The 26,382-nt window shown below is 64.0% G+C and carries 24 protein-coding genes and 1 tRNA gene; 19 read left to right on the top strand and 6 right to left on the bottom strand.

Annotation, left to right across the window (positions count from 1 at the left end; translation table 11 throughout):
• Nucleotides 1-49 precede the first annotated feature (49 nt).
• From KIT10_04405 to KIT10_04380, 6 genes are read left to right on the top strand one after another with little or no spacing between them, the layout of a single operon-like run.
• Nucleotides 50-973 (top strand): class I SAM-dependent methyltransferase, encoded by a 924-nt coding sequence (locus tag KIT10_04405; protein ID MCW5898493.1) that lies wholly within the window; start codon nt 50-52, stop codon nt 971-973.
• A 3-nt stretch (nt 974-976) separates the two neighbouring features.
• Nucleotides 977-2,047 carry a glycosyltransferase family 4 protein gene (locus KIT10_04400; GenBank protein ID MCW5898492.1) on the top strand — a complete coding sequence of 357 codons (1,071 nt, stop codon included), beginning with the start codon at nt 977-979 and terminating at the stop codon, nt 2,045-2,047.
• A 29-nt stretch (nt 2,048-2,076) separates the two neighbouring features.
• Nucleotides 2,077-3,171 carry a glycine cleavage system aminomethyltransferase GcvT gene (gcvT, locus tag KIT10_04395; GenBank protein ID MCW5898491.1) on the top strand — a complete coding sequence of 365 codons (1,095 nt, stop codon included), beginning with the start codon at nt 2,077-2,079 and terminating at the stop codon, nt 3,169-3,171.
• Nucleotides 3,172-3,936 carry a 2-phosphosulfolactate phosphatase gene (locus tag KIT10_04390; GenBank protein MCW5898490.1) on the top strand — a complete coding sequence of 255 codons (765 nt, stop codon included), beginning with the start codon at nt 3,172-3,174 and terminating at the stop codon, nt 3,934-3,936.
• On the top strand, nt 3,933-4,943 hold the full coding sequence (locus KIT10_04385; GenBank protein MCW5898489.1) for a S1/P1 Nuclease: 1,011 nt from the start codon (nt 3,933-3,935) through the stop codon (nt 4,941-4,943). The genes KIT10_04390 and KIT10_04385 overlap by 4 nt, the downstream gene beginning before the upstream one ends.
• Nucleotides 4,944-4,972: 29 nt before the next feature.
• Nucleotides 4,973-5,734 (top strand): hypothetical protein, encoded by a 762-nt coding sequence (locus KIT10_04380; GenBank protein ID MCW5898488.1) that lies wholly within the window; start codon nt 4,973-4,975, stop codon nt 5,732-5,734.
• Nucleotides 5,735-5,950: 216 nt separating this feature from the next.
• Here KIT10_04380 and KIT10_04375 read toward each other — a convergent pair whose 3' ends face one another.
• Nucleotides 5,951-6,601 (bottom strand): sterol desaturase family protein, encoded by a 651-nt coding sequence (locus KIT10_04375; protein MCW5898487.1) that lies wholly within the window; start codon nt 6,599-6,601, stop codon nt 5,951-5,953.
• 133 nt (nt 6,602-6,734) lie between these two features.
• On the opposite strand from KIT10_04375, the gene KIT10_04370 reads away from it, so the two are divergent.
• From KIT10_04370 to KIT10_04360, 3 genes are all read left to right on the top strand, one after another.
• Nucleotides 6,735-6,809, top strand: a tRNA-Val gene (locus KIT10_04370).
• A gap of 34 nt (nt 6,810-6,843) precedes the next feature.
• Nucleotides 6,844-7,311 (top strand): hypothetical protein, encoded by a 468-nt coding sequence (locus tag KIT10_04365; GenBank protein MCW5898486.1) that lies wholly within the window; start codon nt 6,844-6,846, stop codon nt 7,309-7,311.
• An 83-nt stretch (nt 7,312-7,394) separates the two neighbouring features.
• Nucleotides 7,395-8,330 (top strand): DUF3078 domain-containing protein, encoded by a 936-nt coding sequence (locus KIT10_04360; protein ID MCW5898485.1) that lies wholly within the window; start codon nt 7,395-7,397, stop codon nt 8,328-8,330.
• Between the two features lie 66 nt (nt 8,331-8,396).
• Here KIT10_04360 and smpB read toward each other — a convergent pair whose 3' ends face one another.
• From smpB to KIT10_04345, 3 genes are read right to left on the bottom strand one after another with little or no spacing between them, the layout of a single operon-like run.
• Complete coding sequence (gene smpB / locus KIT10_04355) at nt 8,397-8,849, bottom strand: SsrA-binding protein SmpB (protein MCW5898484.1); 453 nt, start codon at nt 8,847-8,849, stop codon at nt 8,397-8,399.
• Nucleotides 8,850-8,881: 32 nt separating this feature from the next.
• On the bottom strand, nt 8,882-9,703 hold the full coding sequence (locus KIT10_04350; protein MCW5898483.1) for a ZIP family metal transporter: 822 nt from the start codon (nt 9,701-9,703) through the stop codon (nt 8,882-8,884).
• 3 nt (nt 9,704-9,706) lie between these two features.
• Nucleotides 9,707-10,369 carry a metal-dependent transcriptional regulator gene (locus KIT10_04345; GenBank protein MCW5898482.1) on the bottom strand — a complete coding sequence of 221 codons (663 nt, stop codon included), beginning with the start codon at nt 10,367-10,369 and terminating at the stop codon, nt 9,707-9,709.
• A 119-nt stretch (nt 10,370-10,488) separates the two neighbouring features.
• Here KIT10_04345 and KIT10_04340 point away from each other — a divergent pair, with 119 nt between their 5' ends.
• On the top strand, nt 10,489-12,708 hold the full coding sequence (locus KIT10_04340) for a TonB-dependent receptor (GenBank protein MCW5898481.1): 2,220 nt from the start codon (nt 10,489-10,491) through the stop codon (nt 12,706-12,708).
• 5 nt (nt 12,709-12,713) lie between these two features.
• Here the strand turns inward: KIT10_04340 and KIT10_04335 are convergent, their stop codons facing one another.
• A complete protein-coding gene (locus tag KIT10_04335) occupies nt 12,714-13,664 on the bottom strand; it encodes a DUF3667 domain-containing protein (GenBank protein ID MCW5898480.1) in 951 nt (316 codons plus the stop codon).
• A gap of 49 nt (nt 13,665-13,713) precedes the next feature.
• Here KIT10_04335 and KIT10_04330 point away from each other — a divergent pair, with 49 nt between their 5' ends.
• Together KIT10_04330 and KIT10_04325 are read left to right on the top strand one after the other, a co-directional pair.
• Complete coding sequence (locus KIT10_04330; protein ID MCW5898479.1) at nt 13,714-14,790, top strand: quinone-dependent dihydroorotate dehydrogenase; 1,077 nt, start codon at nt 13,714-13,716, stop codon at nt 14,788-14,790.
• The gene (locus KIT10_04325) at nt 14,778-15,635 is read left to right on the top strand and encodes a hydroxymethylglutaryl-CoA lyase (GenBank protein ID MCW5898478.1); all 858 of its coding nucleotides are present in this window, start codon (nt 14,778-14,780) and stop codon (nt 15,633-15,635) included. Before KIT10_04330 ends, KIT10_04325 begins: the two co-directional genes overlap by 13 nt.
• Before the next feature lie 4 nt (nt 15,636-15,639).
• Here the strand turns inward: KIT10_04325 and KIT10_04320 are convergent, their stop codons facing one another.
• Nucleotides 15,640-16,893 (bottom strand): metallophosphoesterase, encoded by a 1,254-nt coding sequence (locus KIT10_04320; protein MCW5898477.1) that lies wholly within the window; start codon nt 16,891-16,893, stop codon nt 15,640-15,642.
• 50 nt (nt 16,894-16,943) lie between these two features.
• On the opposite strand from KIT10_04320, the gene KIT10_04315 reads away from it, so the two are divergent.
• The 7 genes from KIT10_04315 (at nt 16,944) to KIT10_04285 (ending at nt 26,359) form a co-directional block, all read left to right on the top strand.
• Nucleotides 16,944-18,407 carry a T9SS type A sorting domain-containing protein gene (locus KIT10_04315; GenBank protein ID MCW5898476.1) on the top strand — a complete coding sequence of 488 codons (1,464 nt, stop codon included), beginning with the start codon at nt 16,944-16,946 and terminating at the stop codon, nt 18,405-18,407.
• Nucleotides 18,404-19,816 carry a hypothetical protein gene (locus KIT10_04310; protein MCW5898475.1) on the top strand — a complete coding sequence of 471 codons (1,413 nt, stop codon included), beginning with the start codon at nt 18,404-18,406 and terminating at the stop codon, nt 19,814-19,816. Before KIT10_04315 ends, KIT10_04310 begins: the two co-directional genes overlap by 4 nt.
• Nucleotides 19,813-20,532, top strand: a complete 720-nt coding sequence (locus tag KIT10_04305) for a hypothetical protein (GenBank protein MCW5898474.1) — start codon at nt 19,813-19,815, stop codon at nt 20,530-20,532. Before KIT10_04310 ends, KIT10_04305 begins: the two co-directional genes overlap by 4 nt.
• A 97-nt stretch (nt 20,533-20,629) precedes the next feature.
• A complete protein-coding gene (locus KIT10_04300) occupies nt 20,630-23,548 on the top strand; it encodes an insulinase family protein (protein ID MCW5898473.1) in 2,919 nt (972 codons plus the stop codon).
• A 38-nt stretch (nt 23,549-23,586) separates the two neighbouring features.
• Nucleotides 23,587-24,666, top strand: coding sequence for a glycosyltransferase family 4 protein (locus KIT10_04295; protein ID MCW5898472.1), 1,080 nt, complete (start codon nt 23,587-23,589; stop codon nt 24,664-24,666).
• The gene (locus KIT10_04290) at nt 24,663-25,802 is read left to right on the top strand and encodes a glycosyltransferase family 4 protein (GenBank protein MCW5898471.1); all 1,140 of its coding nucleotides are present in this window, start codon (nt 24,663-24,665) and stop codon (nt 25,800-25,802) included. Before KIT10_04295 ends, KIT10_04290 begins: the two co-directional genes overlap by 4 nt.
• Nucleotides 25,799-26,359, top strand: a complete 561-nt coding sequence (locus tag KIT10_04285) for a WcaF family extracellular polysaccharide biosynthesis acetyltransferase (protein ID MCW5898470.1) — start codon at nt 25,799-25,801, stop codon at nt 26,357-26,359. Before KIT10_04290 ends, KIT10_04285 begins: the two co-directional genes overlap by 4 nt.
• Nucleotides 26,360-26,382: the final 23 nt, after the last annotated feature.

Below are 26,382 nucleotides of genomic sequence, written 5' to 3'. Positions count from 1 at the left end.
AAGGTAGAAGGGGGGAGGGAGTGGGGGGGGACCCGGTCACCTCCTCGACATGCCCTCGTACCTTCCCCGCCTTTTCCAAATGGCCCTTTCAACATCGTTCAGCCGCGCCCCGCTGTGTATCGAGGACCGGGTGCACGTATTCGGGATGGAGGGCGGAGCCGATGACGCCACCATCCGCTCCTTCGGCGAGGAGTGGGCCAAGTTCAGCCGCTTCAGCGATACCGACCTGCGCACGGCGGGGGAGGAACTCTTCGACCTGTGGCCAGCGGAGTTGGATCCCGCCACCACCCGCCTGCTGGACCTGGGCTGTGGCAGTGGCCGCTGGACACGCTACCTGGCCCACCGCGTGGCGCATGCCGATGCGGTGGATCCCAGCGAGGCCGTGTTCCATGCCGCGCAGGCCAACGCCGACCTGCCAAAGGTGCGTTGGAGCCATGCCCGTGGGGAAGAACTGCCTTTCGCGGAAGAGAGCTTCGACATCATCATGTGCATCGGCGTGCTGCACCACGTGCGGGACCCGCGGCGTGTGCTGGCCGAGACCTTGCGCACCCTGCGTGCCGGTGGCTGGTTCTATTTCTACCTCTACTACGCCATGGAGCAGCGCGGCCGCCTGTATCGCTGGTTGCACCGTGCCAGTGAACTCTTGCGTTGGCCCATCCACCGCCTGCCGGGGGCGATGAAGCGCCCGCTGTGCGATGTACTGGCGGTGCTCATCTACCTGCCGCTGGTGCTGCTCGCCCGACTGGCGAAAGCGCTGGGCGTTCCGTGGTGGCACCGCCTGCCGCTGGCATACTACCACAACAAGAGTTTCCGGCTCATGCGCAACGATGCGCTTGACCGCTTCGGCACGGCCTATGAGCAGCGCAGCACACAGGCCGAGATCACCACGCTGCTGCATGACGCTGGCTTTGACGAGGTCCGTTTCAGTTCACAGCCGCCCTACTGGCACGGCACCGCCCGCAAGCCCGCCTGAGTCATGGCCCGCATCCACATCATAGCGCCCCACCGCACCGGCCGTTCGCCCAGCCAGCGCTACCGGCTGGAACAATACATGCCACACCTGGCGGCACAAGGCCACGATGTGCTCTACGCGCGCTTGCTGGACGAATGGGACGACCGCATCCTGTACAGCCGCGGACGCATCATCGCCAAGGGCTTCCTGTTGGTGAAGGCTTTCTTGCGGCGTTGGCGCGATGTGATGCGCATCCGCAAGGGCGATACCGTGCTTCTGCACCGCGAGGCCTTCATGACGCGCGGCATCTTCTTCGAGCGCCTGATCCGCCGCCGCGCCGGGCTGCTGGTCTACGATCTGGACGATGCCATCTGGCTCATGGACGTGAGCCCCGGCAACAAGCGGCTGAGTTGGTTGAAGGATCCGGCCAAGACCGACCGCATCATCGCCCTGGCCGATCGGGTGATCGCCGGCAACGAACACATCGCCGAGCATTGCCAGGCGATCAACGCGGACGTGGCGCGCATCCCCACGGTGATCGACACCGACCGCTACCGGGTACTGCCCGCGCCGCAGGAGGACCCGGTGACCATCGGCTGGACGGGCAGCCGCACCAGCACCGCGCACCTGGTGGCCGCCCTGCCCATGCTGCAAAAGCTTCACGCCCAGTGGGGCCACCGCATCCGCTTCCGGGTCATCAGCGACATCGCCCCCGAACTGCCCGGCCTGCCTGTGGAGCATGTGCGCTGGAACCCCGGCACCGAAGCCGAGGACCTGGCACCGATCCACATCGGCATCATGCCCCTTCAGGATGATGAATGGAGCCGCGGCAAGTGCGGTTTCAAGGGCCTGCAATACATGGCCGTGGGCAAGGCCGTGGTGCTGGCCGATGTGGGCGTGAACGGAACCATCGTCCGCCACGGCCACAACGGTCTGCTGGCCCGCACCGAGGCGGACTGGCTGGAGTCCATCGGCCGCTTGGTGCAGGATGCCGATCTTCGCCGCCGGTTGGGCGCCGAAGCCCGCAGGACCGTGGAGGAAAGCTGGTCGCTGCAAGCCTGGCGCGGCCGATTCCTGGAACGACTCACCCCCTGAACACCGCCACACGCATCCCCATGGAAGAATTGAAGAAGACCGCCCTCACGCACATCCACGAAGCACTCGGCGCCAAGCTGGTGCCCTTCGCCGGCTACCTCATGCCCGTGCAATACACCGGCGTGAATGACGAGCACCATGCGGTGCGCAATGGCGTGGGCGTGTTCGATGTGAGCCACATGGGCGAATTCCTCGTACGGGGCCCCGGCGCGCTGGACCTCATCCAGAAAGTGACGAGCAACGACGCCAGCAAGCTCACCGAGGGCAAGGTGCAGTACAGCTGCCTGCCCAATGGCCAGGGCGGCATCGTGGACGACCTGCTGGTATACCGGATGCGCCACGGCGACGACGCACACTACGTGCTGGTGGTGAACGCCAGCAATATGTCCAAGGACTGGGCCTGGATCAACAAGCACAACACCTTCGACGCGCAACTGGAGGACATCAGCGACCGCATGAGCCTGCTGGCCGTGCAGGGCCCCAAGGCCACCGACACGCTCAAGGACCTCTTCGCCGAGGATATCGGCGCCATGCCGTACTACACCGCCATGTACGCTGAAATGAAGGGCGTGGGCCTGGTGCTGATCAGCACCACGGGATACACCGGCGCGGGCGGCTACGAGGTCTATGTGCCCAACCCCCTGGCGGAAAAGGCCTGGCATGTGGTGATGGCGGCCGGTGCACCCCACGGGATCAAGCCTTGCGGTCTGGCGGCGCGCGACACGCTGCGGTTGGAGATGGGCTTCTGCCTCTACGGCAACGACATCAACGACACCACTTCGCCCCTGGAGGCCGGGCTGGGCTGGATCACCAAGTTCACCAAGGACTTCATCGACAGCGACCGGCTGAAGGCCCAGAAAGAGCAGGGCGTTTCGCGCAAGCTGGTGGGCTTCGAGTTGCTGGACCGCGGCATCCCGCGCCACGACTACCCCGTGTTGGACGCAGAAGGCAAGGTGGTGGGCAAGGTCACTTCTGGCACCATGAGCCCCTCGCTGCAGAAGCCCATTGGCCTGGCCTACGTGCCTGTGGCCATGGCCACCGAGGGAAGTGACCTGTGGGTGGAAGTGCGGGGCAAGGCCTTGAAAGGCCGCGTGGTGAAGCTACCTTTCCATCGCAACGCCTGAATGGAAGCCACTGGCAACAGCACCGACTACAAGTACCGGGTGGAGGTCTGCTTCATTCCGAACCAGTATCCCTACTACGCCGCGGACATGGGCGTGGTGGTGGTGATCGATGTGCTGCGTGCCACCAGCGCCATGGTGGCCGCCTTCGAGAGCGGTGTGGACCGCATCATACCGGTCAGCACCGTGGAGGAGGCCGCCCAATACCTCGGCCGGCCAGGCTACATCGCCGCCGCCGAGCGCAATGGTGAAGTGGTGCAGGGCTTCCAGTTCGGCAATTCGCCCCTGGCCTATGTGGGGCAGGACCTGCGCGGCAAGACCATCGTGATGACCACCACCAACGGCACCAAGGCCATCAATTTGGCCAAGGACGCCAAGATGCTGGTGGTGGGCTCCTTCCTCAACCTCACCGCGCTGAGCGACTGGCTGGTGAAGCAGGACTGCAACGTGCTGCTGCTTTGCTCGGGCTGGCGCGACAAGTTCAACCTGGAGGATTCCGTTTACGCCGGGGCCGTGATGGACCGCCTGCTGGCCAGCGGCAAGTTCGGTCTGGAGGAGGACAGTTCCATCGCCGCCCAGTACATGTTCCATGCGGCACGCGACAATTTCATGGGCATCCTCAAAGCCGCCCCGCGCCGCCGCCGCATCGAGCAGCTCAAGCTCCTGAGCGATGTGAAGTATTGCCTCACCCCGGACCAGAGCACGGTGATCCCGGTGCTGCGCGATGGCGAACTGGTGCGCATGGAGACCACCGTCACCGTGCCATGATCCGCAAGACCGCCCTGCTCTTTGTGCTGCTGGCGACCATCCTCGCCCTGCAACCCGTGCCCGTGAGCGAGCCGGTCCACGCCTGGGGCTTCTATGGCCACAAGCGCATCAACCGCATGGCCTGCTTCACCCTGCCTCCGGAGATGTTCCCCTTCTTCAAGCGGCACATCGACTTCATCAGCGATGAGAGCGTGGGGCCCGACCGCCGCCGCTATGCCGTGGAGGGAGAGGCCCCGAGGCACTATATCGACATCGACCACTACGGCAAGCACGGCGTGGACCCCTTCGAGGTGATGCCGCGCAAGTGGGAGGACGCCGTGCGCAAGTTCAGTGAGGACACGCTGCAGGCATATGGCATTGTGCCCTGGCACATCGAAGTGATGTTCCATCGTCTGGTGAAGGCCTTCCAGCGCGGTCAGGTGGACGCCATCCTGAAGAACGCCACCGACCTGGGCCATTATGTCGCTGACGCCCATGTGCCGCTGCACACCACGGAGAACTACAACGGGCAGCTGACCAACCAGCACGGCATCCACGCCTTCTGGGAGAGCCGCATTCCCGAGTTGAGCGCCGAGGACTACGACCACTTGGTGGGCCGTGCCCGCTACATCGAATCACCGCTGGATGCCGCATGGGACGCTGTATACGACAGCCATATGCTGGTGGACAGCGTCCTGGGCATCGAGCGGGAGCTGAGCCGCCAGTACCCGGAGGACAAGAAGTACGTCTTCGAGCAGCGCGGTGCCTCGCGAACCCCTTTCCGAACCTATTCGCGCGAGTTCGCCCAAGCCTACGAGGCGGCCATGCAGGGCATGGTGCAGCGGCGCATGAACGCCAGCATCCTCAATCTGGGCGATATCTGGTACACCGCCTGGGTGGTGGCCGGCCAGCCGGACCTGGACCGCTTTGAGCAGAAGGCCGTCAGCGACAGCCTCAAGCGGGTGATCAAGGCCGAGCAGGAACTGATGCTGGAGAACCGGAAGGGTTACGGAAGGGAGCACGAGTGAGTATTCCGGTTCGGGGTTACTTTGGCAGGATGAGCACCCGCCCTGCACGCAGCGCTTTTTTCCCGGTCGCCCACGCGATCCTGCTGCTGATCGTCCTGCTGGGCTTCATGCCCTCCTTCCTTCTGCGCTCCCTGTTCCCACAGCCGGCCGTATTGGACATGCCGGTACTGCCCGGCCTTTTCGTGGTGCATGGCATCATCCTGCTGCTGTGGTATGTATTGCTGCTGGTGCAACCCATGCTGATCCGCTCCGGGCGGGCCGACCTGCACCGGCGGTTGGGTCTGGCAGGTGCCGCCCTGGCCGTGGCCGTGATGGTCTCCACGGTGCTGATGGTGCTGCGCTTCCCCACGCGCATGGTCGCCCTGTCGGCGGAAAGGGGCGTGCCTGTGGAGGAATTGGAGCCGGGCCTGAACATGATCCTCTGGTTGGACCTGTTCATGCTATTGCTGTTCGTGGGCTTCTTCGCAGCGGCCATGGCCCAGCGCAACAAGCCCCAGGCGCACAAACGCTACATGTTCTTCGCTGGGGTCGCCTTGGTGTTCGCGGCCACGGGCAGGATCGGGGGGCAGGTGTCGGCGGCACTGGGCATGGATGTGGGCATCCCGCTTGGCCTGCTGATCATGCTCGGACTTACCACCAGCCTTTTGGTGCATGACCGCACGAGCCTTGGCCGTGTGACCAGGACCTCGTGGGTCTGTTTCGGTACTTATTGGGTGGCCACGCTGCTGAGCATGGCTGCCGGCATGGCCGACGAAGGCGAAGCGTTCACAGCCCTTCTGGTGGCCTGGTGAACCGCGGTGTCAGCGGCGCATTCAGGAGGCGTAGAACACCACTGCGGCGAAAGCGACGATGAGGGCGTAGATCACGGCCGCGAGGGTCGTGGGGGGCGTGCGGCGAAGGAAGGAGATCATGGTAAGAGGTCTTGGTCGTCGATAGGCAGACGGGGGCACCGCTGTAAGGGTTGCCTCCGTAGCAAAAGCTTAACAATACTTCACGTTCGGGCGCCGTCATTGGGCCTGTGCACCGCCCTTCACCGCCACCCGTTTTTTGCGTGGGTCCACGGGCATGGTGCCGAAGACGTGGTCCCAGAAGGGTGAACTGACCCCGAAGGCTCCGGTATCCCCCACGTAATGGTGCAGGTTGTGGTGCTTCCAGATGAGGGCCAGGAAGTTCTTGGGCGGGTTGTAGACATGGATGGCGTAGTGTGCCAGCAGGTAGGTGGCATAGCCCGCCATGAAGCCTCCGCCGAAGGCGATGCCGGGTTCGCCCATCACCAGGCGGAAAATGCCCACGAACATGGCCGCCACCAAGGCGCTCATCAGCGGGGGCAGGGCCAGGCGCTTCTTGTCGCGGGGATGGTCATGGTGCACCCCGTGGAAGATGTACTGGATACGGGCCTTGCGTGGGCTGTCCGTGCCCATGTGGTAGAAGTAGCGGTGTACCACGTATTCCACCAGGGTGAAGGAGAAGGCGCCGACCAGAAAGAGCGCCACGGAGGCCACCACCCCCATGTGGAACCACACCAACGAGGCGTAAAGCGCCAGCAGGCCGGTGCCATAGAAGATGGTCAGCGGGAACGCGATGTGCGTCTTGGTGAGCGCCTCCAGCACAGGGCTTTTGAAGATCCGGCCGCTGTCGCTGATGTTCCTGGTCGCCATGATGCCTTGCGGAAATGTTTCCGGCGGCAAAAGTAGCGCGGCCCATGCGCCTTTCCTTGATGTGGGTCAGGAATTGTCGACATGCCGATGCGCGCAGGTGGTTACTTTTGCCCGCCGCCAGCGCGTGGCACCCGGGCACTTAGCTCAGTTGGTTCAGAGCACTACCTTGACAGGGTAGGGGTCACTGGTTCGAATCCAGTAGTGCCTACCGGACCCCGGCAGATCGGGGTCCTTCATTTTGGATGAAGGCCCTTGCGCTCCTGATGTCCGCTGCGGCACTGATACTGGCCGTGATGCTCCACATGGGCGACCGGCATGAAGCCCCGGCCACTGGACAACCCATGGAAGTGGCCGTGCACATGGGTCGCCTGCAGCGCTACCACCAGAAGTGGTGGGCGGCGGGCCGGGCAGGCAACGCCGAGTTGGCGGCCTTCTACCTGCACGAGATGGAGGAGGCCATGGAGGAGATCGCCGAGGCGGATGTGGTGGACGAGGGTGTGGAGGTGAGCAAGCATATGCGTACCTACGGCCTTCCCATGGTGGCCGAGCTGGAGCGCCTGCTGAAGGAGCAGGGCGTGGCGGAGATGACCGCCCAGGGCGACATGCTGGTTAATGCCTGCAACAGTTGCCATGCCATCACGGGCCATCCCTACCTCAGGATCCAAGTGCCGGAATCGGTCCATTTCCCCGATCAGATATTCACGCCCTGAGAACATCTGATGCCGTGCATTGTCAATAACTTCCAGCCACCAATCCACCGACCATGAGCGATCGTATTTTTCCCATGACGGCCATGCTTGTCGCACTCATCGCGACACCTGCAGTGCTCTTTGCCCAGGACGATATCGACCCAGCGGCTCGCGCCAAGGCCGAGGAGGCCATGCGTGCTCGCGCTGCGGCCGATTCGCTTGAAGGCTGGAAGACCGGAGGGGTGTTCCAACTGAACCTCACCCAGGTGAGTCTGACCAACTGGGCGGCCGGTGGATTCAGTTCCATCAGCGGTATCGCCCAGTTCAACGGCACGGCCAACTGGAAGAAGGGCAAGCGCGCCTGGGACAACAGCCTGGCCTTGGCTTTCGGTGGCCAGCAGCAGCAGGATGGGCCCACGGTGAAGACCGACGACCGCATCGAACTCAATTCCAAGTACGGCTATGAGTTGAATGGGGCCTGGTATCTCGCCGGGCTGGCGCAGTTCCGCACCCAGTTCACCGAGGGCTTCAATGCCGAGGGCACACGCATCTCGCACCTGCTATCACCGGGATATCTGCTCTTCGGCGTGGGTCTGGACTACAAGCCCAACGACAAGCTCAGTATCTACATGTCACCCGCCACGGCACGTATCGTCATCGTCACCGATGAGACCCTGTGGGGCGGCTCCGATGATCCCGATCTGCGGGTGTACGGCGTACTGAATGGAGAGACGACCGCCCTGGAGATGGGGGGCTATGTGCGGTTCCAATACCAGACGCCACTCGCGGAGAACATCACCTTCATGACCCGCGGCGACTTCTTCAGCAATTACCTGCGCGACCCCCAGAACATCGACGTGACCTGGGAAACATTGTGGACCTTCAAGGTGAACGATTGGTTCGCCGCCACGCTGAACACCCTGCTGATCTACGACCACGACACCAACCTGCCGAAGACCGACAGCGAAGGCATCCCCTACGCCGGTCCGGCCACGCAGTTCAAGCAGACGCTGGGCCTGGGACTGACGATCAAGCTCTGATCGCCAGGCGTAACGGACATGGAAAGGCCGCCTGTGGGCGGCCTTTCCGCTTCGTGGACCGTGTTGTCACCCGTGGCGGTCGAGGTCGCGCTGCACGTCCTTGGCCTTGAGGCTCTCGCGTTTGTCGTAGGTCTTCTTGCCCTTGGCCAGCGCGATCTCCAGCTTGGCGAAGTTGTTCGGCGCGATGAACAGGCGCGTGGGTATGATGGTGATGCCGGCGTCCTTCAGCTTCCGCTTGAGCTTCTCCAGTTCGCGGTGCTTCAGCAGCAGTTTGCGGTCGCGTTTGGGCTCGTGCGTATAGTGCACCGTCTGCATCCAGGGGTCGATCCGCATGTTGCGCACGTACAACTCATCGCCGATGAACGTACAGTAGGCCTCGCTGATGCTGGCCCCGCCCGCGCGGATGCTCTTGATCTCGGTGCCCATCAGCACGATGCCGCACTCGAAGCTGTCGAGCAGGTGGTACTCGAAGCCCGCACGGCGGTTCCTCACTTCGATCTTCGGCTTGCTCTCGGCCATGGGGCCGCGAAGCTACGGGGCCGGTGCCGCCCTCACCCCAGCGCCACGTCCAGCACCATCATCACGATGAAGCCACCGATGAAGCCCAGGATGGGCACATCGGTGTGGCCGCTCTGCTGGGTCTCGGGGATCACCTCCTCCACCACCACATAGATCATGGCGCCGGCGGCGAAGGCCAGGGCGTAGGGGAGGATGGGTGTCATGTACACCACGGCCAGCGCACCGATCACCCCGGCCACGGGTTCCACCACGGCGCTGAGCTGGCCATAGAAGAAGCTGCGCCGCCGACCAAGGCCCATACGCCGCAACGGCATGGCCACGGCGATGCCCTCGGGGAAATTCTGCAGTCCGATGCCGATGGCCAGCGCCACCGCCCCTCCGATGGTGGCCTCGGGAATGCCTGCCGCCACACCGCCGAAAAGCACGCCCACCGCCAGTCCTTCGGGGATATTGTGCAGGGTGATGGCCAGGATCAGCAGCGTGCTGCGCCGCCACTCCGTCCTGGGGCCCTCGGTGTTCCTGGGGTCGAAGTTGATGTGCAGGTGCGGCACCCATTTGTCCAAGGCGAAAATGAACATCGCACCCAGGGCGAAACCCACGGCGGCGGGGAACCAGTTGGGCACGGCCATGCCCTCGCTCATGGCGATGCTGGGGGCCAGCAGGCTCCAGAAGCTGGCGGCCACCATCACCCCGCCGGTGAAACCGAGCATGCCATCGAGCGCGCGCCGGTGCAGTTGCTTGAAGAAGAACACGATCGCGGCACCGGAGGCGGTGACCAGCCAGGTGAACGTGGTGGCGATGAGCGCGCCCCACACGGGGTCGATCCGCTCGAAGAAGGTGAGGAGGTCCTGCATGGCTCAGGCTGGCCTGACAAGGAGATTGCCGCAAACACGTTCGTTCAGCAGCAGCCCGTTGCGGCCTCGGCTGTCCACTTCGATGGAGTTGTCGTAGCCGAAGCGCCGCACCACCTTGAGGCGAGCACCCAGGCCCAGCCCCAGCCCATCGAGCAATTGCAGGAACTCGGGCGAACTGTCCTTCACGCCCACCACATCCACACGGGCGCCGTCCGGCACATCGTCCAGCGATCGGGCGCCCGTGATGCCCGAAACGCGGCCGTGCTTGTCGGGGATCGGATCGCCGTGCGGGTCGAACTTGGGATGGCCCATGTACTTGTCCAACCGGTCTATGAGGTCCCTCGAATGGACGTGTTCGAGTTGCTCGGCCAGGTCGTGCACCTCGTCCCATTTGTAGTCGAGATGCTTCACAAGGAAGGTCTCCCACAACCGGTGCTTGCGGATGATCGCCAACGCCACGCGTTTCCCCGCCTTGGTGAGTGCCACGCCATGGTAGGGCTCATGGTCCACCAGCCCCTTTTCGCTGAGCTTCTTCAACATGTCGGTGACGGAACTGGCCTTCGTGTCCAGCCGCTGCGCCACGGCGTTGGTGCTCGCGCCCTCGCCGGTGCGTTCGGTGATCGCGTAGATCGCCTTGATGTGGTTCTCCTCCGCGCTGGAGTACATGGTGCCCATGGAAAGGATGCGGCAAAGATAAAGAAATAATTAGGTAAGTCTAAAAATTGGATTAGCTTCGCAGCGAAATGTGGTTGCGCTCCAACATCCGATGGTCGATCCCGCTGGTCATGACCATACTGTGCCACAGGGCCGGAGCGCAGGGTGGGGTGGTCACCGGCCGGGTGTTGTCCGATGACGGCCCGCTTCCCATGGCGCAGGTGCGTTTGGCAGGTGGTGCGCAGGGCACGGTCACCACCCTGGACGGGACGTTCGAGCTGGGTGCGGTCCCTGTGGGCGACAGGGTGCTGGAGATCCGCTTCGTAGGCTATGGAACGCGCGAGATCCGGTTCCGGCAGGCCACGGACGCGTACACCCGGTTGGGCGACATCCGGATGGAGCCGCAGGCCAGCGATCTCGCGGAAGTGGTGGTGACCGGTACCATGCGTGAAGTGTCTCGCGCGGACAGTCCGGTGCCGGTGGAGGTGATCACGCCGAAACTGTTCCAGCGCGCACCCAGCCCGGCCCTTTTCGATGCCGTGGGCATGGTCAACGGTGTACGGCCGCAGATCAATTGCAGCGTCTGCAACACGGGCGACATCCACATCAACGGCATGGAGGGGCCCTACACCATGGTGCTGATCGACGGCATGCCCATCGTGAGCGGCCTGAGCACGGTGTACGGACTGAGCGGGATCCCCACGGCGCTGGTGGAGCGTGTGGAGGTGGTGAAGGGCCCTGGCTCGGCACTCTATGGCAGCGAGGCGATGGGCGGCATCATCAACGTCATCACCAAGGACCCCGTGCTGGCGCCACTGGCCAGTGCCGAAGTGATGGCCACCAGCTGGGAGGAGTACAGCGCGGACATCGGCCTGCGCACCGGAAAGGGCAAGGTGCGCGGGCTTACGGGCATCAGCCTGTACCACTACGACACGCCACGCGATGACAACCGCGACGGTTTCACCGACCTCACGCTCCAGAAACGACTGTCGCTCTTCCAGAAGGTGGCGGTGAAGCGCCCATCGCGCCGGGTGGCGAGCCTGGCCGCACGCTACGTGCATGAGGATCGTTGGGGCGGCGAGATGGACTGGACGTGGGCCTTCGGGGGCAGCGACAGCATCTATGGCGAAAGCATCGCCACGCGGCGCTGGGAATTGATCGGCCAGTACCAGTTGCCGATGACCGAGCGCGTGATGGCGCAGGTCTCGTGGAACCGCCACGCGCAGGACAGCTGGTACGGCACCATGCCATATGATGCGGTGCAGGAGGTGTTCTTCGGCCAGTTGTATTGGAGCCACCGCTATGCCATGCGGCACGATGTGCTGGCGGGTGTCGCCTACCGCCATGTCTTCTACAACGACAACACACCCGCCACCACCATGGGGGTGGAGCCCTTCACCAGCGACCGCCCCCAGCGCAAGCCGTTGCCGGGGATCTTCCTGCAGGATGAATTCGCCGCGAGCGATGTGCATACCCTGCTTCTGGGATATCGCCTGGACAACGATCTGGACCATGGCCTCGTGCATTCACCACGCTTCGCGTGGAAGTACGCGCCAAGCGGCCGCTTCGCCGTGCGCACCAACTTCGGCACGGGCTATCGCGTGGTGAACCTCTTCACGGAGGACCACGCCGCGCTCACCGGCTCCCGCACCGTGGTCATCATGGAGGACCTGCGGCCGGAACGAAGCTGGAACGCCACGCTGAACGTGGTGCGGCGATGGCCTGGAGAGAAGCGCTTCTTCGCGTTGGACGGTTCGCTCTTCCACACGCGCTTCAGCAACCGCATCCTGCCGGACTACGACAGCGATCCGGAGCTGATCCTCTACGCCAACCTCGACGGGCATGGCGTTTCCCAAGGTGCGAGCCTGAACCTGGAAGCCCGCCTGGGACAGGACTTCCGACTGCTGGCCGGTGCCACCTGGATGGAGGTCTTCACTGTATCGGGAGGCCGGCGTGAAACGCAATTCTTCGCCCCCGCATGGTCTGGCACTTTCACCGCTTCGCACGACCTGCCGAAGCGCATCACGCTCGACCTCACCGGCCAATGGTACGGGCCCATGCGGCTGCCCACCCTGCCCCAAGACCCCCGTCCCGGCCATTCGCCGTGGTACGCGCTGCTGACGGTGCAGGTGCGGCATCGCATCGGTGAGCGTTTGGAGATCTTCGGTGGTGTGCGGAACCTGCTCGACTTCGTGCCGCGCGATCCGCTGATGCGCCCCTTCGATCCCTTCGACCACGACGTGGACGACCCTGTGACGAATCCGCATGGCCACACCTTCGACACGGCCTACATGTACGCGCCCCTGCAGGGACGGCGCGGCTTCGTGGGCCTTCGCTGGGACCTGCCCTGACACCTTCACATCCGGAAGATGGCCACCACCACGGCGGCCAGAAAGGCGCCCATGACCAGCAGCCCCTGCAGGATGAGCACCAGCCAGCCGCGTGCGATCGTGGCAGGCCACCGCATGCCATAGGCGCGTTTCACCGCCAGAGGCAGATGCACCAGCAACCACAGGAAGCCGATGCCCATGATGGTGAAGGGCAGCAGCAGATCGACCACGATGAAGAACGACTGTACGAGGAAGAAGAAGCAATGCAGGTGCACCGCGAGGAACAGGTGGTCGATGTAGTAGGGGCGTCGCTTGCGGAAGAACAGCCAGAACAGGGCGCCCATGGTGGGCATGAGCAGGAAGAGCAGGTAGGACAGGTTCTGGATCATGAGCGCGAAGGCGTGCTCGATGCCCTGCAGATCGCTGAATCGCGCGGCGCGGCGCAGCATGGCCCTTTCGATCGTGCCGGGCGTGCGTCCGCGTGACACGATCACGGAATCGAGTTGTGCATCGGTCATGCTGCGGTACAGATGCGCATCGCCCACGGAGAGGCGAACGCCTGAGATGGTGAGTGTGTCCTCGTCCTGCAGGACCCGCTGGTCGGTACCGAAGCGCTCGCGGCCGATCCGGTCGAACTCGCGGTGGATGCTGAAGTTGAGCAGCAGGAAATAAATGACGCTGATGAAGAGGTAAAGACGTACCGGAGGCACCTGCCCGCGTCGCCGGCCTTCCATGAGGTCCAGTGCCAAGGCGCCCGGTTTGAACAGCAGGCGGCGCAATGTGGTCCAAAGCTTGGCGTCCCAGCCCAACTCCACGGAAACGAGGTCGCGCAACAATGCGGTGGCGGGGCGGTGGATCTCCTTGGTCGACTGTCCGCAGGAGGAACAGAATTGGTCATGCGCACCCCAGGCCTGCCCACAGTTGGGGCATTGGGCAAGCCGGGTGGCCGTGTGTTTGTCCGGCGAAGCGTCCTTCATCAGCGAAGCCAAGATAGGCCGGTGCGGACGCCGGTTACCTTTGACGCCGATGTACAAGCTGCTGCGCCCGCTGCTCTTCAGCATGCCTCCCGAACGGGCGCACCATGCCACCTTTCGCCTGCTGGAGATCGCCGCCAAGGCGCCCGGACTGTTGAAGCTCGTGGGCGCCGCCAAACCCCCGGTGAAGGCCGCCGTGGAAGTGATGGGCCTGAGGTTCCCCTCCCCTGTGGGCCTGGCCGCCGGCATGGACAAGGATGCCAGGCATGTGGGCGCCATGTCCGCCATCGGCTTCGGCTTCATCGAGATCGGCACCCTCACGCCAGAGCCACAGCCCGGCAACGACAAGCCCCGCCTGTTCCGTCTGCCTGCGGACCGCGCGCTGATCAACCGCATGGGCTTCAACAATGGCGGGGTGCGGGATGCCGTGGAACGGTTGCGCATGCGCAGGCCGGGCACCATCGTGGGTGGCAACATCGGCAAGAACAAGGCGACGCCCAATGAGCGGGCCGTGGAGGATTACGTGAAGTGCTTCGAGGCGCTGTATCCCGTGGTGGACTATTTCGTGGTGAACGTGAGCAGCCCGAATACGGCAGGATTGCGGGAGCTGCAGGAGAAGGGGCCGTTGTTGGGGATACTGTCGGCGCTGAAGAACAAGGCAGGAGAGCTGTTGGCGAATGGTGGCACCCATTCGCCAGTCACCAAGTACAGGTCACCGATGCATTCCAAGCCCATCCTCCTCAAGATCGCGCCCGACCTCAGCGAAGCCCAGCTTGATGACGTCTGTGCCGTGGTGAAGGAGAGCGGCATCGCCGGGGTGATCGCCACCAACACCACCATCTCGCGCGACGGCCTGAAGACCCCGAGGGCGGAAGTTGATGCCATGGGGCCTGGAGGTGTTAGCGGTGCGCCGGTGCGCCAGCGCAGCACGGAGGTGGTCCGCTATCTGCGGGAACGCTTGCCAAAGCCCTTGGTCATCATCGCGGTGGGGGGCATCGATTCCGCCGAAGCCGCCTTGGAGAAACTTGATGCCGGCGCCGACCTGGTCCAGGTCTACACGGGCTTGATCTACGAAGGCCCTGCCCTGGTGAAGCGCATCAACCAAGCCTATGTCCGATGGAAAGGGTGAAGCTCATCGAATGCCCACGGGATGCCATGCAGGGTATCGCCACGTTCATTCCCACGGACATGAAGGTGCGCTACCTCAACGAACTGTTGAAGGTGGGCTTCGACACCATCGACATCGGCAGCTTCGTGAGTCCCAAGGCCATCCCGCAGCTGGCGGATACGGCCGAGGTGCTCGCGCGCATCGATCGCGGCGGATCGCGCAGCAAGCTGCTGGTGATCGTGGCCAACGAGCGCGGCGCCGAGGAGGCCGTGAAGCAGGAGAGCGTCCACTATCTGGGCTATCCATTCAGCATCAGTGGGACCTTCCAGCAGCGCAACACCAACACCAGCATTGAAGGCAGCTGGGGCCGCATCGCGCGCATCGCGGAAATGACACAGGCCGCCGGCAAGGATCTGGTGGTCTACATCAGCATGGCATTCGGCAATCCCTATGGCGACCCGTGGAACACGGCGGTGGCCCTGCATTGGACCGAGCGTCTCGTGAAGGAGCTTGGCGTGCGCATCATCGCCCTCAGCGATACGGTGGGCGTGGCGAAGCCGGAGGACATCACCGGCATGTTCAGCGCGCTGGTCCCCGCGATGCCGGAGACCGAATTCGGCGCGCACCTGCATTGCCGGCCTGACAACTGGATGGCCAAGACCCAGGCCGCATGGGATGGTGGTTGCCGCCGATTCGATGGGGCCATCAAGGGATACGGCGGCTGCCCCATGGCCGAGGATGAATTGGTGGGCAACCTGCAGATGGAACTGTTTGTGCGCGACCTGGAGTCACGCGGGATCCACACCGGGTTGGATCTGGCGCAGTTGGACAGGAGCGTGGTGGAGGCGGCGAAAGTGTTCCCTTAGGTGATCACGCCCGCCGCAACTCCAGCACCGTGATCTCCGGGGGCATGCCGACCCTTCCTGGGAAGCCGATGAAGCCGAAGCCCCGGTTCACGTAGAGTTGCTGGCCGCCTTCGGCATAGAGGCCCGCCCAGTGCTTGTACACCCATTGCGCCGGGCTGTACTGGTTGCCGCCGATCTTCACGCCAAGCTGCGCGCCGTGCGTGTGGCCGCTCAGGGTGAGGTCGATGCCCGTGCCCTGGACCTGGTGCTCCCAATGCGTGGGATCGTGGCTGAGCAGAATACGGAATGGCAGATGCTCCGTGCCGGAGATGGCTTGTGCCAGATCGCCGTATTGCTGGAAGCGGTGCCCCCAGTTCTGCACGCCCAGCAGGCCGATGCGGTCGCCGCCCGCCTGGATCTCCTCGTGTTCATCCAGGAGCAGCCGGAAGCCCATTTCCGCGTGGATGCGCTTCAGCCGCGCCAGATTCTCGGCCTTGGCCTCCTGGCTGGGCCAGCGCGGGTAGTCGCTGTAATCGTGGTTGCCCAGCACGGAGTACTTGCCCAGTCGCGCTTCCAGCCGTGCGAATTCGCCGATGAAAGGCTCGGCCTCGTCCGCGTAGTCGTTCACCAGGTCACCGGTGAAGAGGATCAGATCGGGCTTTTCCGCGTTGATGAGGTCGATGCCATGCCGCACCAGCGTGAGGTCGCCGCCGTAGCTGCCCAGATGGGTATCGCTGATCTGCACCACCCGCAGTCCGTCGAAGGCGTGGGGTAGCCGCCCGCTTCGAACGGGCACCCGCGCCACATTGAAATTGCGACGGCCTTTGGTGACACCGTACAGCACACCGGTGAAGGGGATGGCCGCGAGGATGAGCCCGAGTTGGCTGAGGAAGCGCAAGCGGGAGATGCCCTCGCCCGGCTGATTGATGGTGCCGGGCAGCACTTTGGACCACAGCCAGCGTCCCAGATGCAGCAGGTCGTCCAAGCCATGGAACACCACCATCACCAGTTTCGGCAGGAAGAAGAGCAGGAAGAGCGCCACCAGCGAGAAAGCCCAGCTGTGGTCGCGCCGGGCCTGAGGGTCCTGCATGGCGATGGCGCTGTACACGATCAGCGCAAGGATGCCCAATGACACGATCCAATAGAGAAAGCGGACCAGGCGGCGGATGGTGAGGCTGTGGTTGCCCAGCGCCACGTTGAGGCCCTTGTAGGCGTACAGGTCGATCAGGACCAGCACCACGAGAAAGATGACGAAATTGCGGACCGCTGCGGGGGACATGGGATGCGAAGGTAGAGCCGCCCCTTGCGGCGGCCGATAACGAACGACGCATGTGGAAGAAGGTTCAGAAGGGGGGCGCGATGATCGGCATAGGCATGGTGGTCGCCTGGCCTGGCATGATGCAGGGACAGGACACTTGGCGCAGGACTTATGGCGCGTTGGCGGATGACTTCAGCGTGGCATTCCGGGCCGTGGCGCAGGACCGATTCATCGCCGTGGGCAACACCGGCAGTTTCGGGCAGGGCTCCTCGGACATCTACCTGCTGGGCGTGGACGGGTTGGGCGCGAAGCAATGGTCCGCCACCATCGGCGGTGCGGGTTTGGAGCAGGCGCGCGACATGCGCATCACTTCCAGTGGCGATCCCATCATCGCTGGTTTCAAGGAGGTGGGTGCTGCGGGCGGCTATGATGGTATGCTCGTTCTGGCCAATGACGAGGGACAGGAGCTTTGGCAGCGGACCTATGGCGGGTCTGATTGGGATCTCTTCCACCAGGTGAGGGTGATGCCCGACGGTGGCTTCCTCATCGCAGGTCAGACCTACAACGGCCCCGATCCCGGCGGCAACGCCTGGATGCTGCGAACGAACGCATCGGGCGATGTGCTTTGGGAAAGGACGATCGGAGGATCGGGCGAACATGAAGCGCGCACGGTACATCCGTTGGATGATGGCGGATACGTCATGGCGGGATCTTTCCCCACCGGGGAGGGCCATCGCGATGGCTTCGTGGCACGCTATGATGCCGCCGCCACCCTGCTGTGGCTCGAGTCCTATGGTGGCGACAGTCTGGATCTGATCCACGACATCCTGCCCATGCCCGATGGAGGATTCTCCTTCGTGGGCACCACCCGTAGCCAATCGCCTTTCCACGAAGCCTGGCATGTCCGTCTCGATGCGGATGGCGCCGTTTTGTGGTCGCGCAACTGGGGCCAGATCAACGACCAGGAGAGTCGCGAACACCGATTGCTGGACAATGGCGACTTCATCACCATCGGCTACACGAAGACCTCCGGCGGCGGCGGCAAGGACATGTTCCTGATGCGCAATGCGCCTGACGGGGACTTCGTGTTCGGCCGGACTTTCGGCGGTCTGGAGGATGATGAGGGTTTCGGACTGGACGAGCTCGACGATGGATTCATCTGCGGCGGTCACACCTATTCTTACGGAGTTGGCGGAGCGGATGTCTTTCTGGTACGGACGAACGTGAATGGGCAAACGGCCACGGAGACAGTGATATCAGGATTCGATCCCTTGTCCACAACGGAGTCCATGGTGCAAGGGGAGACTCTCCGCCTGCACCCCAACCCCACCACCGGCCGCTTCACCCTTTCCACCGATGCCGTCCTGTCTTCCGTTCGCTTGTGGGACGGCTTGGGGCGTGAGGCCCATCGCGGTATGACGGTCCCGGGTCAGAACACCATCGACGTGGATCTGCCGTCCGGTGCCTACACGGTGGAAGCCATGACCCGCGATGGCCGGCTTCTGCGCACGCGCCTGATCATCGTGCGGCCGTGATCGCTGAAGCGGGCATAGCACGCCTGCGGGCCTGGATGATGCTGGGTCACTTGCTCTTCCTGGGGCTGTTCATCCTGGCGCTCCTGCACTGGCGCGAGCGGGTCGTGCATGTGGATTCGGCGCTGCAGATCTTCAAGTGGGTGCAGAACGGAGGCGTGGAGGTGGAGGCGCATCGCTACACGGCGGTGCTGCCGCAGTTGGTGGTGAAGCTGTTCCGGCTCATGGGCGCGCCGCTTCCTATGCTTCTGGCCACGGCGAGCGCCATGCACGTGCTGGTGTCCTGGTCCATCTATGCGCTGGCGGCCCACATGCTTCGGGTGCCTTGGGTGGCAGCGGCGGCGGCCATGGCGGCGGTGCTCTGCACAAGGCTCACCTTCTACGGCATCGTGCTCGAGGCCAACTACCTCACCAGCTACCCTTTCCTGTTGGCCGCCGTGGTGGCGGGGCCCTTGGTGCAAGGCACAAGAGGTTCCATGGCCCTCGCCATGGCCGCGCTCTTGATGGTACTGCTGGTGCATCCGCTCGGTTTCCTGGTGGCCGGGTATGTGTTGTTGGTACTCGCGCTCACGCATCCATCCGTGCGCATCGCGTGTGTGGCCCTGGCCGGTGTGGCGCTGCTGTGGGGCATCGTTGGCCGGTCCTTGCTCCCGCCTTCGGGCTACGAAAGCGGGCTGTACGATGCCGCGCTCAAGGGTTGGGGCGATCCGGCTTCCTGGTCCGCTTCGCCCGCGCTGGACTTCCTGGTACGGCACAGTTGGCGGGATACGGCCCTCTATCTCCCGGCCTGGGCGCTGCTGGCCTTGACCATCGTTGTTCTGCTCGGCCGGCGGGCGTGGCACCTGGCCATCGTCGTGGGTGCGGGCTCGGTCGGTCTCGTCATGCTCAACATCGTCACCTACCAACAGGGCGAAACGGCCATGATGATGGAGAAGAACTTCCTTCCGCTCGCGGCGCTGATCGCCCTGCCGCTGATGCATGAAGTGGCGCGACGTCATCCGCGGACGCGTGTTGCCGCGTTCTTGGGTTTCGCACTGGTGCTCTTCGTCCAATTCCGGGTCATCTCCTTCGCCTCGCGCCCCGTGGGTGAGCGCTATGCCGCCATCGAAAGGCTGGTGCATGATCAACGCGAGCTGGGCGTGACCAAAGCCATTGTTCCTCCGGATGAATTGTCCCGGCGCGGTATCGGCGTCACTTGGGCGCTGCCCTTCGAGACCCTGCTCGTCTCGGCGCTGGAGGGCAGGGAGCAGCAGGTGACCGCGGTTTCCGCCGATCATGCCAGCGGGATCGAGCGGACCACCGGTCTGTACCTGATGCCTTGGACCATGGACCTGCCGTTGGACCGGCTGGACGGCCGCTATTTCATCCCTGCGGAAGGGCCCTATCGCTACCTTCATCAACGTGATCGATGATCGCCCTCCTCATGGACATTCCCGGTCCCGCCACTTTGATCCAGGTCCACTTCAAACTGGCCTTGGCGGCACTCGCCGTAGTGCCTCTGGCGGTGATGGTGAAGAAGGGGGAGCGCACGCACCGTGTGGCGGGCATCGCGTTCCTGGCCGGTTGCGTGGCACTGGTGCCCATCTCCGCCATGGCGGCCTATCACCTGGGCGATCCCAAGACCGCGTTGCTCGCGTTGCTCGTCGCACATCTGGCCTTCGGAGCATGGCGTTCGCTCTACCTGAAGCGGCTGCATCAGGGCCTGAAGCCCCGCCGCCCGGACAAGCTGCTCCACGGTGGCATGGGCGTGCTCTACACCGGGGCCTTTTTCTGGGGGATCACCGACCTGATGCTGGCACAGAAGGGGCAGAAGGCCGATCCGCTGCTGCCCTTGCTGGGGGCCGTGGGCCTCCTGCTCGTCTCCATGCAGTTCTACCGCTTCTTCAAAAGCAGCCACGATAAGCATGACTGGCTCCACGGCCACGGACAGGGCATGATCCTGGCCTGGGCCTTTTTGCTCGCCGCATTCAGCATGATGCATCTGCCGATCCCCCGGGAGAGCGCTTTCCGGCTGGCCTGGCCCGTACTGCTGGGGCTGCCCCTGGTCATGCTCTGGACACGCCGCATGCGCCAACGCCTCACCCACGGCAAGCGCGCGTCACATTTCTACCGCATCCGCATCAAATGAACCGGCGCTCCCCTCTTCCGCGTTCTCCTGTACAGCGGCCGGCTTGGAGATACGCCTCCCGTCGCTGAACTTGCCCGCTCTCCGATACGCTCCCATCATGTACGCACGAACCCTGCTATCCCTCCTGACCGCCCCGATGACCCTTTTCGCCATCGCCCAGAACCAATATGCCTACACCTCCGTGCCCGGCGATCCCATCGGCGTGCGGATCTACAAGCTGGACAACGGGCTCACCGTGTACCTGAGCCGCAATGAGGACGCTCCGCGCATCCAGACCAACATCGCGGTACGCGCCGGTAGCAAGCACGACCCCGCCGATGCCACGGGGCTGGCGCACTATCTGGAGCACATGCTCTTCAAGGGAACAAGCCGCTACGGCACCAGCGACTGGGAGCAGGAGCGCGTGCTGCTCGATCGCATCTCCGAACTGTATGAACAGCGCCGTGCCACACGCGATGAGACCGAGCGCGACAGGATCTACGCCGGCATCGACAGCCTCTCCGGCCTGGCCGCCCGCCTGGCCATCCCCAGCGAGTACGACAAGATGATCTCCTCCATCGGCGCACGCGGCACCAACGCCTACACTTCGGTGGAACAGACGGTCTACATCAACGACATCCCCAGCGATGAGATGGAGAAGTGGATGATGGTGGAGGCCGAGCGATTCAACGAATTGGTCCTGCGTCTCTTCCACACCGAGTTGGAGACCGTCTACGAGGAGTTCAACCGGAGCCAGGACAACGACCGGCGTAGCGCCTTAGAGGCCATGAGCAGGACGCTTTTCCGCAAGCACCCCTACGGCACGCAGACCACCATCGGCACCGGTGAACACCTGAAGAACCCCAGCATGGTGAAGATCCATGCCTATTTCAATGCGCACTACGTGCCCAACAACATGGCCATCATCATGGCTGGCGATCTGGACTTCGACCGCACGATCGCCCTCATCGACAAGCATTTCGGCGCTTGGCGGCCGAAGGATGTGCCCCACTTCCAGTTCGAACCGGAGGAGGCCCTGGTACTGCCGGAGGAGCGCGAAGTGTTCGGTCCCATGGCCGGCTGGGTGGACATCGGCTGGCGGCTGAAAGGCAAGGGCAGCGAGGACGAGGTGATCGGAGGATTGGTCGCGGGCATGTTGTCCAATGGCCGCGCCGGCCTCTTCGATCTGGACCTGGTGCAGGCGCAGAAGGTGCTGAACGCCGTGGCCTTCGCACGTTCCATGCAGGACCATGGCCAGTTCATGGTGAGCGGCAACCCCAAGCAGGGCCAGGACCTGGAGCAGGTGCGCGATCTGCTGCTGGCCCAGGTGGACCGCCTGGCGCGCGGTGATTTCGATGACCGCCTGATGGAAGCCGTGGTGAACGACCTGCGCCAGCGCCGGGTGCGCTCCTGGAGCGATGAGAACCGGGCACGCGCCTCGGCCATGACCGAGGCTTTCACCACGCATCGCGAATGGAAGGAGATCCTGGACCTGCACGACCGCATGGCGCGCGTGACCAGGCAGCAGGTGATGGACTTCGCCCGGCGCAGCCTCGGCAAGGGCCACGTGGTCGTCTTCAAGCGCACCGGCGAGAACAAGGACGCGCACAAGGTGCCCAAGCCGAAGATCACCCCCGTACCCATCGAACGCGAGGCCGTGAGCGCCTGGCGGGCACAATGGGAAGCCACCCCCAGTGCACGCATCGCCCCGGTCTTCGTGGACTTCGGGAAGTCCATCGCGCGTGCCGACCTGCGCGGCGGCGTTCCCCTGGCCGCCGTGGCCAATACCAGCAACGACCTCTTCTCGCTGCATTACATCGTGGACATGGGCACCGACCACGACGCGGCCTTGCGCCTCGCCGTGGAGTACCTGCCCTACCTCGGCACCTCCCGCCTCGGCCCCGCCGATCTGAAGAAGGAACTCTTCCACCTGGGCCTGCGCATCGATGTGAACGTGGGCGAGGACCGGACCACCATTTCGCTGAGCGGGCTGGAGAAGAACCTGGCCCGTGGCGTGGAACTGCTGGAGCAATTGCTCGCCGATGCCAGGCCGAACGAGGAAGCCCTGGCCGAGCTGATCAACGACATCGCCAAGGAGCGTCAGGATCGTCTCAAGAACAAAGGCTTCATCCTGGGCACCGCCATGTTCAGCTACGCCCGCTACGGCGAGCGTTCGCCCCTGACCGATGCGCTGAGCGTGGAGGCCATGCGGGCGATCCCCGCCGCGGACCTGACCCGCCGCATCCAGGCGCTCACCACGCACAAGCACCGCGTCTTCTACTACGGCCGCAAGCCCATCAAGGAGGTGAAGACCCTGCTGGACAAGGCGCATCGCGTGCCCGCTGCGTTGAAGGAGATCCCTGCGCCGCGTGTCTATACCGAATTGGAGACCACCACCAATACGGTGCTCTTCCTGGACCATGACATGGTGCAGACCGAGATGATGCTCGTGAGCAAGGCGCGGCCATTCGATGTGGACGTGCTGCCTTACGCCGCCCTGTTCAACGAATACTTCGGGTCCGGACTTTCCAGCATCGTGTTCCAGGAGATCCGTGAGGCGAAGGCGCTGGCCTACAGCGCGAACGCCAGCTACATCACGCCATCGCGTGGTGAGGACGCGCACTACGTGCGGGCCATGATCGGCACCCAGGCCGACAAGTTGAACGACGCGGTGGACGCGCTGTTGGCCCTGCTGGACGACATGCCCATGGCCGCCGACCAGTACGAGGGCGCCAAGCTCTCCGCGCTGAAAGTGATCGAAAGCGGACGCATCACGCGCGACAGGATCTACTGGACCTGGGAGAGCATGCGGCGGCTGGGCCTGGACCGCGACATCCGGCGCACCAACTACGAGCGCATCCCGGGCATCGGTCTGCAGGACATGAAGGACTTCTTCGACCGCGAGATCAAAGGGCGCCACTACACCTACCTGGTCATCGGCAAGCGCGCCAACCTTGATTTCAAGACCTTGGAGCGGCTGGGGCCCGTGCGCGAACTCACCAAGAAGGAGGTGTTCGGCTACGACGAGGAACTCTGAGGGCACATGGTGGCGATGGACCGCCATCTTTGCCGCCGATGAATGCGCTGATCCTCTACACCGAGGCCGCACCCTATGTGATCGCCTGCCTGGAGGCGCTGGCCTCACGCGGTGTTCGTGTGGTCCTGGTCCGCTGGCCGGTGAACGCCGAGGCACCCTTCGCCTTCGGGCAGGACAGCCCCATCGAGGCTCATGTGCGCAGTGGGCTGGACGATCCGGCCTTGATGGGCCTGGCGGAGGAATTGTCGCCCGACATCGTCATCACCAGCGGCTGGGTGGACAAAGGCTATCTGCGTGTGTGCCGTGCCATGCGGCAGCGCGGCGTGCCCACGGTGATGATCTGCGACACCGCCTGGCGCGGTGATGTCCGGCAATGGGCGCATGTGCTGCTGTCGCGAAGCTGGCTGCGTGGCACCTTCAGCCATGCCTGGGTCACCGGTGGCCCCCAGCGGCACTACGCGCGCATGTTGGGCATTCCTGGCGATCGCATCCGCACAGGCTTCTATTCGGCGGACACCGGTCTCTTCGCACCACTCGGCGAGCGCCTTCTTGCGGAGCGTGCAACGTCCTGGCCGCACCGTTTCCTGTGCGTGGCCCGTTACATCCCCACCAAGGGCCAGCAGACGCTCTGCGATGCTTTCGCTTTGCTGTGCGACCAGGGCGAAGCCGGCGACTGGGAACTCTGGCTGGCCGGCACCGGCGAACAGCATCAACAGGTGATGGACTCCCCATCCGGCCGGCATCCGCGCATCCGGCATCTGGGATTCAAGCAGGCGGCGGAGATGCGTGATGTGGTGGCGGAGAGTGGCGTGTTCGTCCTGCCCAGTTTGTATGAGCCATGGGGCGTGGTGGTGCACGAACATGCCTGCGCCGGCCTGCCGCTGGTGCTCAGCGATGCGGTGGGCGCCGCCGAACGTTTCCTGGAGGAGGGCATCAACGGCTTCCGCTACAAGGCGGGCGACAAGTATGGGCTGCGCGATGCCCTGCGGGCGATGGTGCGCCGCAGCGATGCGGAACTGCGCGACATGGGCCGGCGAAGCGCCCAGCTCGGCCGAGCGTGGAACCCCGATGCCTGGGCCGATACCGCGATCGGCATTGTCCAAGCACCCCGCACATGAAGCCACAGGTGCTCGTCTTCATCGACTGGTACAAGCCTTTCTACAAGGCGGGTGGCCCGGTGCGTAGTCTGGTGAACCTCGTGGACCATCTGCATGGGGACGTGGACTTCCACATCGTGACCGGCGATCGTGACTACACGGCCACCACGTCTCCAGCCGAACTCCCGAAGGACCGATGGACCGTGCAGGACAAGGGAGAGCGTGTCTGGTACGCCTCGCCGGAAGGCCGGAGCCGGGCGCGATGGAAGACCCTGCTGCAGGAGCGCCCATGGGATGCCATCCACATCAATGGCCTATGGTCACGGTGGAGCACCATGCTGCCCTTGTGGCTGCTGCGCGGATCGAAGCAACGGCGCATCGTGGCCGTGCGCGGCATGCTGGCCAGCGGTGTCATGCGCCAGAAGAACCTGCTGAAACGACTGGTGTTGCTGGCGATGCGTGCCACTGGCTGCTTCAAGGGCGTGGAGTTCCAGGCCACCAATGCGGAGGAGGTGGCCGATGTGAAGCGCTGGATCGGTGGCGATGCCGTGGTACACCTGGTGCCCAACCTGGGCCGCGTACAGGAACGCGAAGCACCCGCACCCATCACCAAACGCGCCGGTACGTTGCGTTTGGCGAGCGTGGGCCGTATCGCGCAGGAAAAGAACACGCTTTTCGCGATCCAGCGGTTGGCCAAGGTCCAGGGCGATGTGCGGTTCGACCTGTATGGCACCGTGTATCACGAGGACCACTGGCGGCGATGCCAGGCGGCCATCGCGGCCCTGCTGCCACAGGTCAAGGTGGAATGGCATGGCGAGATCGCACCGGAACAGGTGCCCGAGGTGCTGGCCGCTGCCCATGTGCTCTTCATGCCCAGTGTGGGCGAGAACTTCGGCCACACGATGCTGGAGGCGCTGAGCGCAGGCCGGCCGCTGCTGATCAGTGACCGCACCCCTTGGAAGGGTCTGGAGCCTCAGCAGGCGGGCTGGGACCTGCCCCTGGACAAGCCCGAGCGCTTCGAGAAGGTCTTGCGGTCGTTGGTGGACATGGGGGAGGATGAATTCATCGCCCTGTGCCAAGGCGCGTTCGCGCTGGGCCGGCGATCTTTGGCGGCGGAACCCCTTCGCGCGCACTACCTGAGCTTGTTCCGTCCATGACCCGCCCCACCGTCGATCTCTCCCGTTTCGACAACTCGAGGACATTCGATCCCGGGGCGGGACTGGTGAAGCGCACGCTGTGGTATTTCACCAACGCACTCTTCTTCCTCAACCCCTGTTTCCCTTTCCGTTCGCCCAAGCCTGCGCTGCTCCGGCTGTTCGGCGCCCAGGTGGGGAAGGGCGTGGTCATCCATCCCGGGGTGAACATCAAGTTCCCATGGAAGCTCACCATCGGCGACCACAGCTGGATCGGCCAGCGGGCGTGGTTGGACAACCTGGACCGACTCACCATCGGCAGCAATGTGGTCATCAGCCAGGGGGCCATGATCATACAAGGGAGCCATGATTACAAGAAGGTCGATTACCCCACCTACACCGCCCCGGTGGTCTTGGAGGATGGCTGCTGGGTGGGGGCAGGGGCTATCGTGACCCTCGGGGTCACATTGAAGAGCCACAGCGTGCTGGCCGCCGGCAGCATGGCCAGCAAGGACCTCGAGCCTTACACGATCTATCAGGGGAATCCGGCGGTGGCGGTGCGCGAAAGGGTCATTGAGTAGTACGCCATCCTCCATCGGCCCCA

Source organism: Flavobacteriales bacterium (assembly GCA_026129465.1).
In the GTDB taxonomy this organism is placed as follows: Bacteria; Bacteroidota; Bacteroidia; order Flavobacteriales_F; family PHOS-HE28; genus PHOS-HE28.
The sequence above is the reverse complement of the archived record's forward strand: the minus strand, read 5'-3'. Positions and strand labels throughout refer to the sequence as shown.

Bases quoted from the DNA above. Each gene is read 5' to 3' on its own strand.
- KIT10_04405 (MCW5898493.1), top strand. From the start codon at position 50: ATGCCCTCGTACCTTCCCCGCCTTTTCCAAATGGCCCTTTCAACATCG.
- KIT10_04400 (MCW5898492.1), top strand. From the start codon at position 977: ATGGCCCGCATCCACATCATAGCGCCCCACCGCACCGGCCGTTCGCCC.
- KIT10_04390 (MCW5898490.1), top strand. From the start codon at position 3,172: ATGGAAGCCACTGGCAACAGCACCGACTACAAGTACCGGGTGGAGGTC.
- KIT10_04385 (MCW5898489.1), top strand. From the start codon at position 3,933: ATGATCCGCAAGACCGCCCTGCTCTTTGTGCTGCTGGCGACCATCCTC.
- KIT10_04380 (MCW5898488.1), top strand. From the start codon at position 4,973: ATGAGCACCCGCCCTGCACGCAGCGCTTTTTTCCCGGTCGCCCACGCG.
- KIT10_04375 (MCW5898487.1), bottom strand. From the start codon at position 6,601: ATGGCGACCAGGAACATCAGCGACAGCGGCCGGATCTTCAAAAGCCCT.
- KIT10_04365 (MCW5898486.1), top strand. From the start codon at position 6,844: ATGAAGGCCCTTGCGCTCCTGATGTCCGCTGCGGCACTGATACTGGCC.
- KIT10_04360 (MCW5898485.1), top strand. From the start codon at position 7,395: ATGCTTGTCGCACTCATCGCGACACCTGCAGTGCTCTTTGCCCAGGAC.
- smpB (MCW5898484.1), bottom strand. From the start codon at position 8,849: ATGGCCGAGAGCAAGCCGAAGATCGAAGTGAGGAACCGCCGTGCGGGC.
- KIT10_04350 (MCW5898483.1), bottom strand. From the start codon at position 9,703: ATGCAGGACCTCCTCACCTTCTTCGAGCGGATCGACCCCGTGTGGGGC.
- KIT10_04345 (MCW5898482.1), bottom strand. From the start codon at position 10,369: ATGTACTCCAGCGCGGAGGAGAACCACATCAAGGCGATCTACGCGATC.
- KIT10_04340 (MCW5898481.1), top strand. From the start codon at position 10,489: ATGACCATACTGTGCCACAGGGCCGGAGCGCAGGGTGGGGTGGTCACC.
- KIT10_04335 (MCW5898480.1), bottom strand. From the start codon at position 13,664: ATGAAGGACGCTTCGCCGGACAAACACACGGCCACCCGGCTTGCCCAA.
- KIT10_04330 (MCW5898479.1), top strand. From the start codon at position 13,714: ATGTACAAGCTGCTGCGCCCGCTGCTCTTCAGCATGCCTCCCGAACGG.
- KIT10_04325 (MCW5898478.1), top strand. From the start codon at position 14,778: ATGGAAAGGGTGAAGCTCATCGAATGCCCACGGGATGCCATGCAGGGT.
- KIT10_04320 (MCW5898477.1), bottom strand. From the start codon at position 16,893: ATGTCCCCCGCAGCGGTCCGCAATTTCGTCATCTTTCTCGTGGTGCTG.
- KIT10_04315 (MCW5898476.1), top strand. From the start codon at position 16,944: ATGTGGAAGAAGGTTCAGAAGGGGGGCGCGATGATCGGCATAGGCATG.
- KIT10_04305 (MCW5898474.1), top strand. From the start codon at position 19,813: ATGATCGCCCTCCTCATGGACATTCCCGGTCCCGCCACTTTGATCCAG.
- KIT10_04300 (MCW5898473.1), top strand. From the start codon at position 20,630: ATGTACGCACGAACCCTGCTATCCCTCCTGACCGCCCCGATGACCCTT.
- KIT10_04295 (MCW5898472.1), top strand. From the start codon at position 23,587: ATGAATGCGCTGATCCTCTACACCGAGGCCGCACCCTATGTGATCGCC.
- KIT10_04290 (MCW5898471.1), top strand. From the start codon at position 24,663: ATGAAGCCACAGGTGCTCGTCTTCATCGACTGGTACAAGCCTTTCTAC.
- KIT10_04285 (MCW5898470.1), top strand. From the start codon at position 25,799: ATGACCCGCCCCACCGTCGATCTCTCCCGTTTCGACAACTCGAGGACA.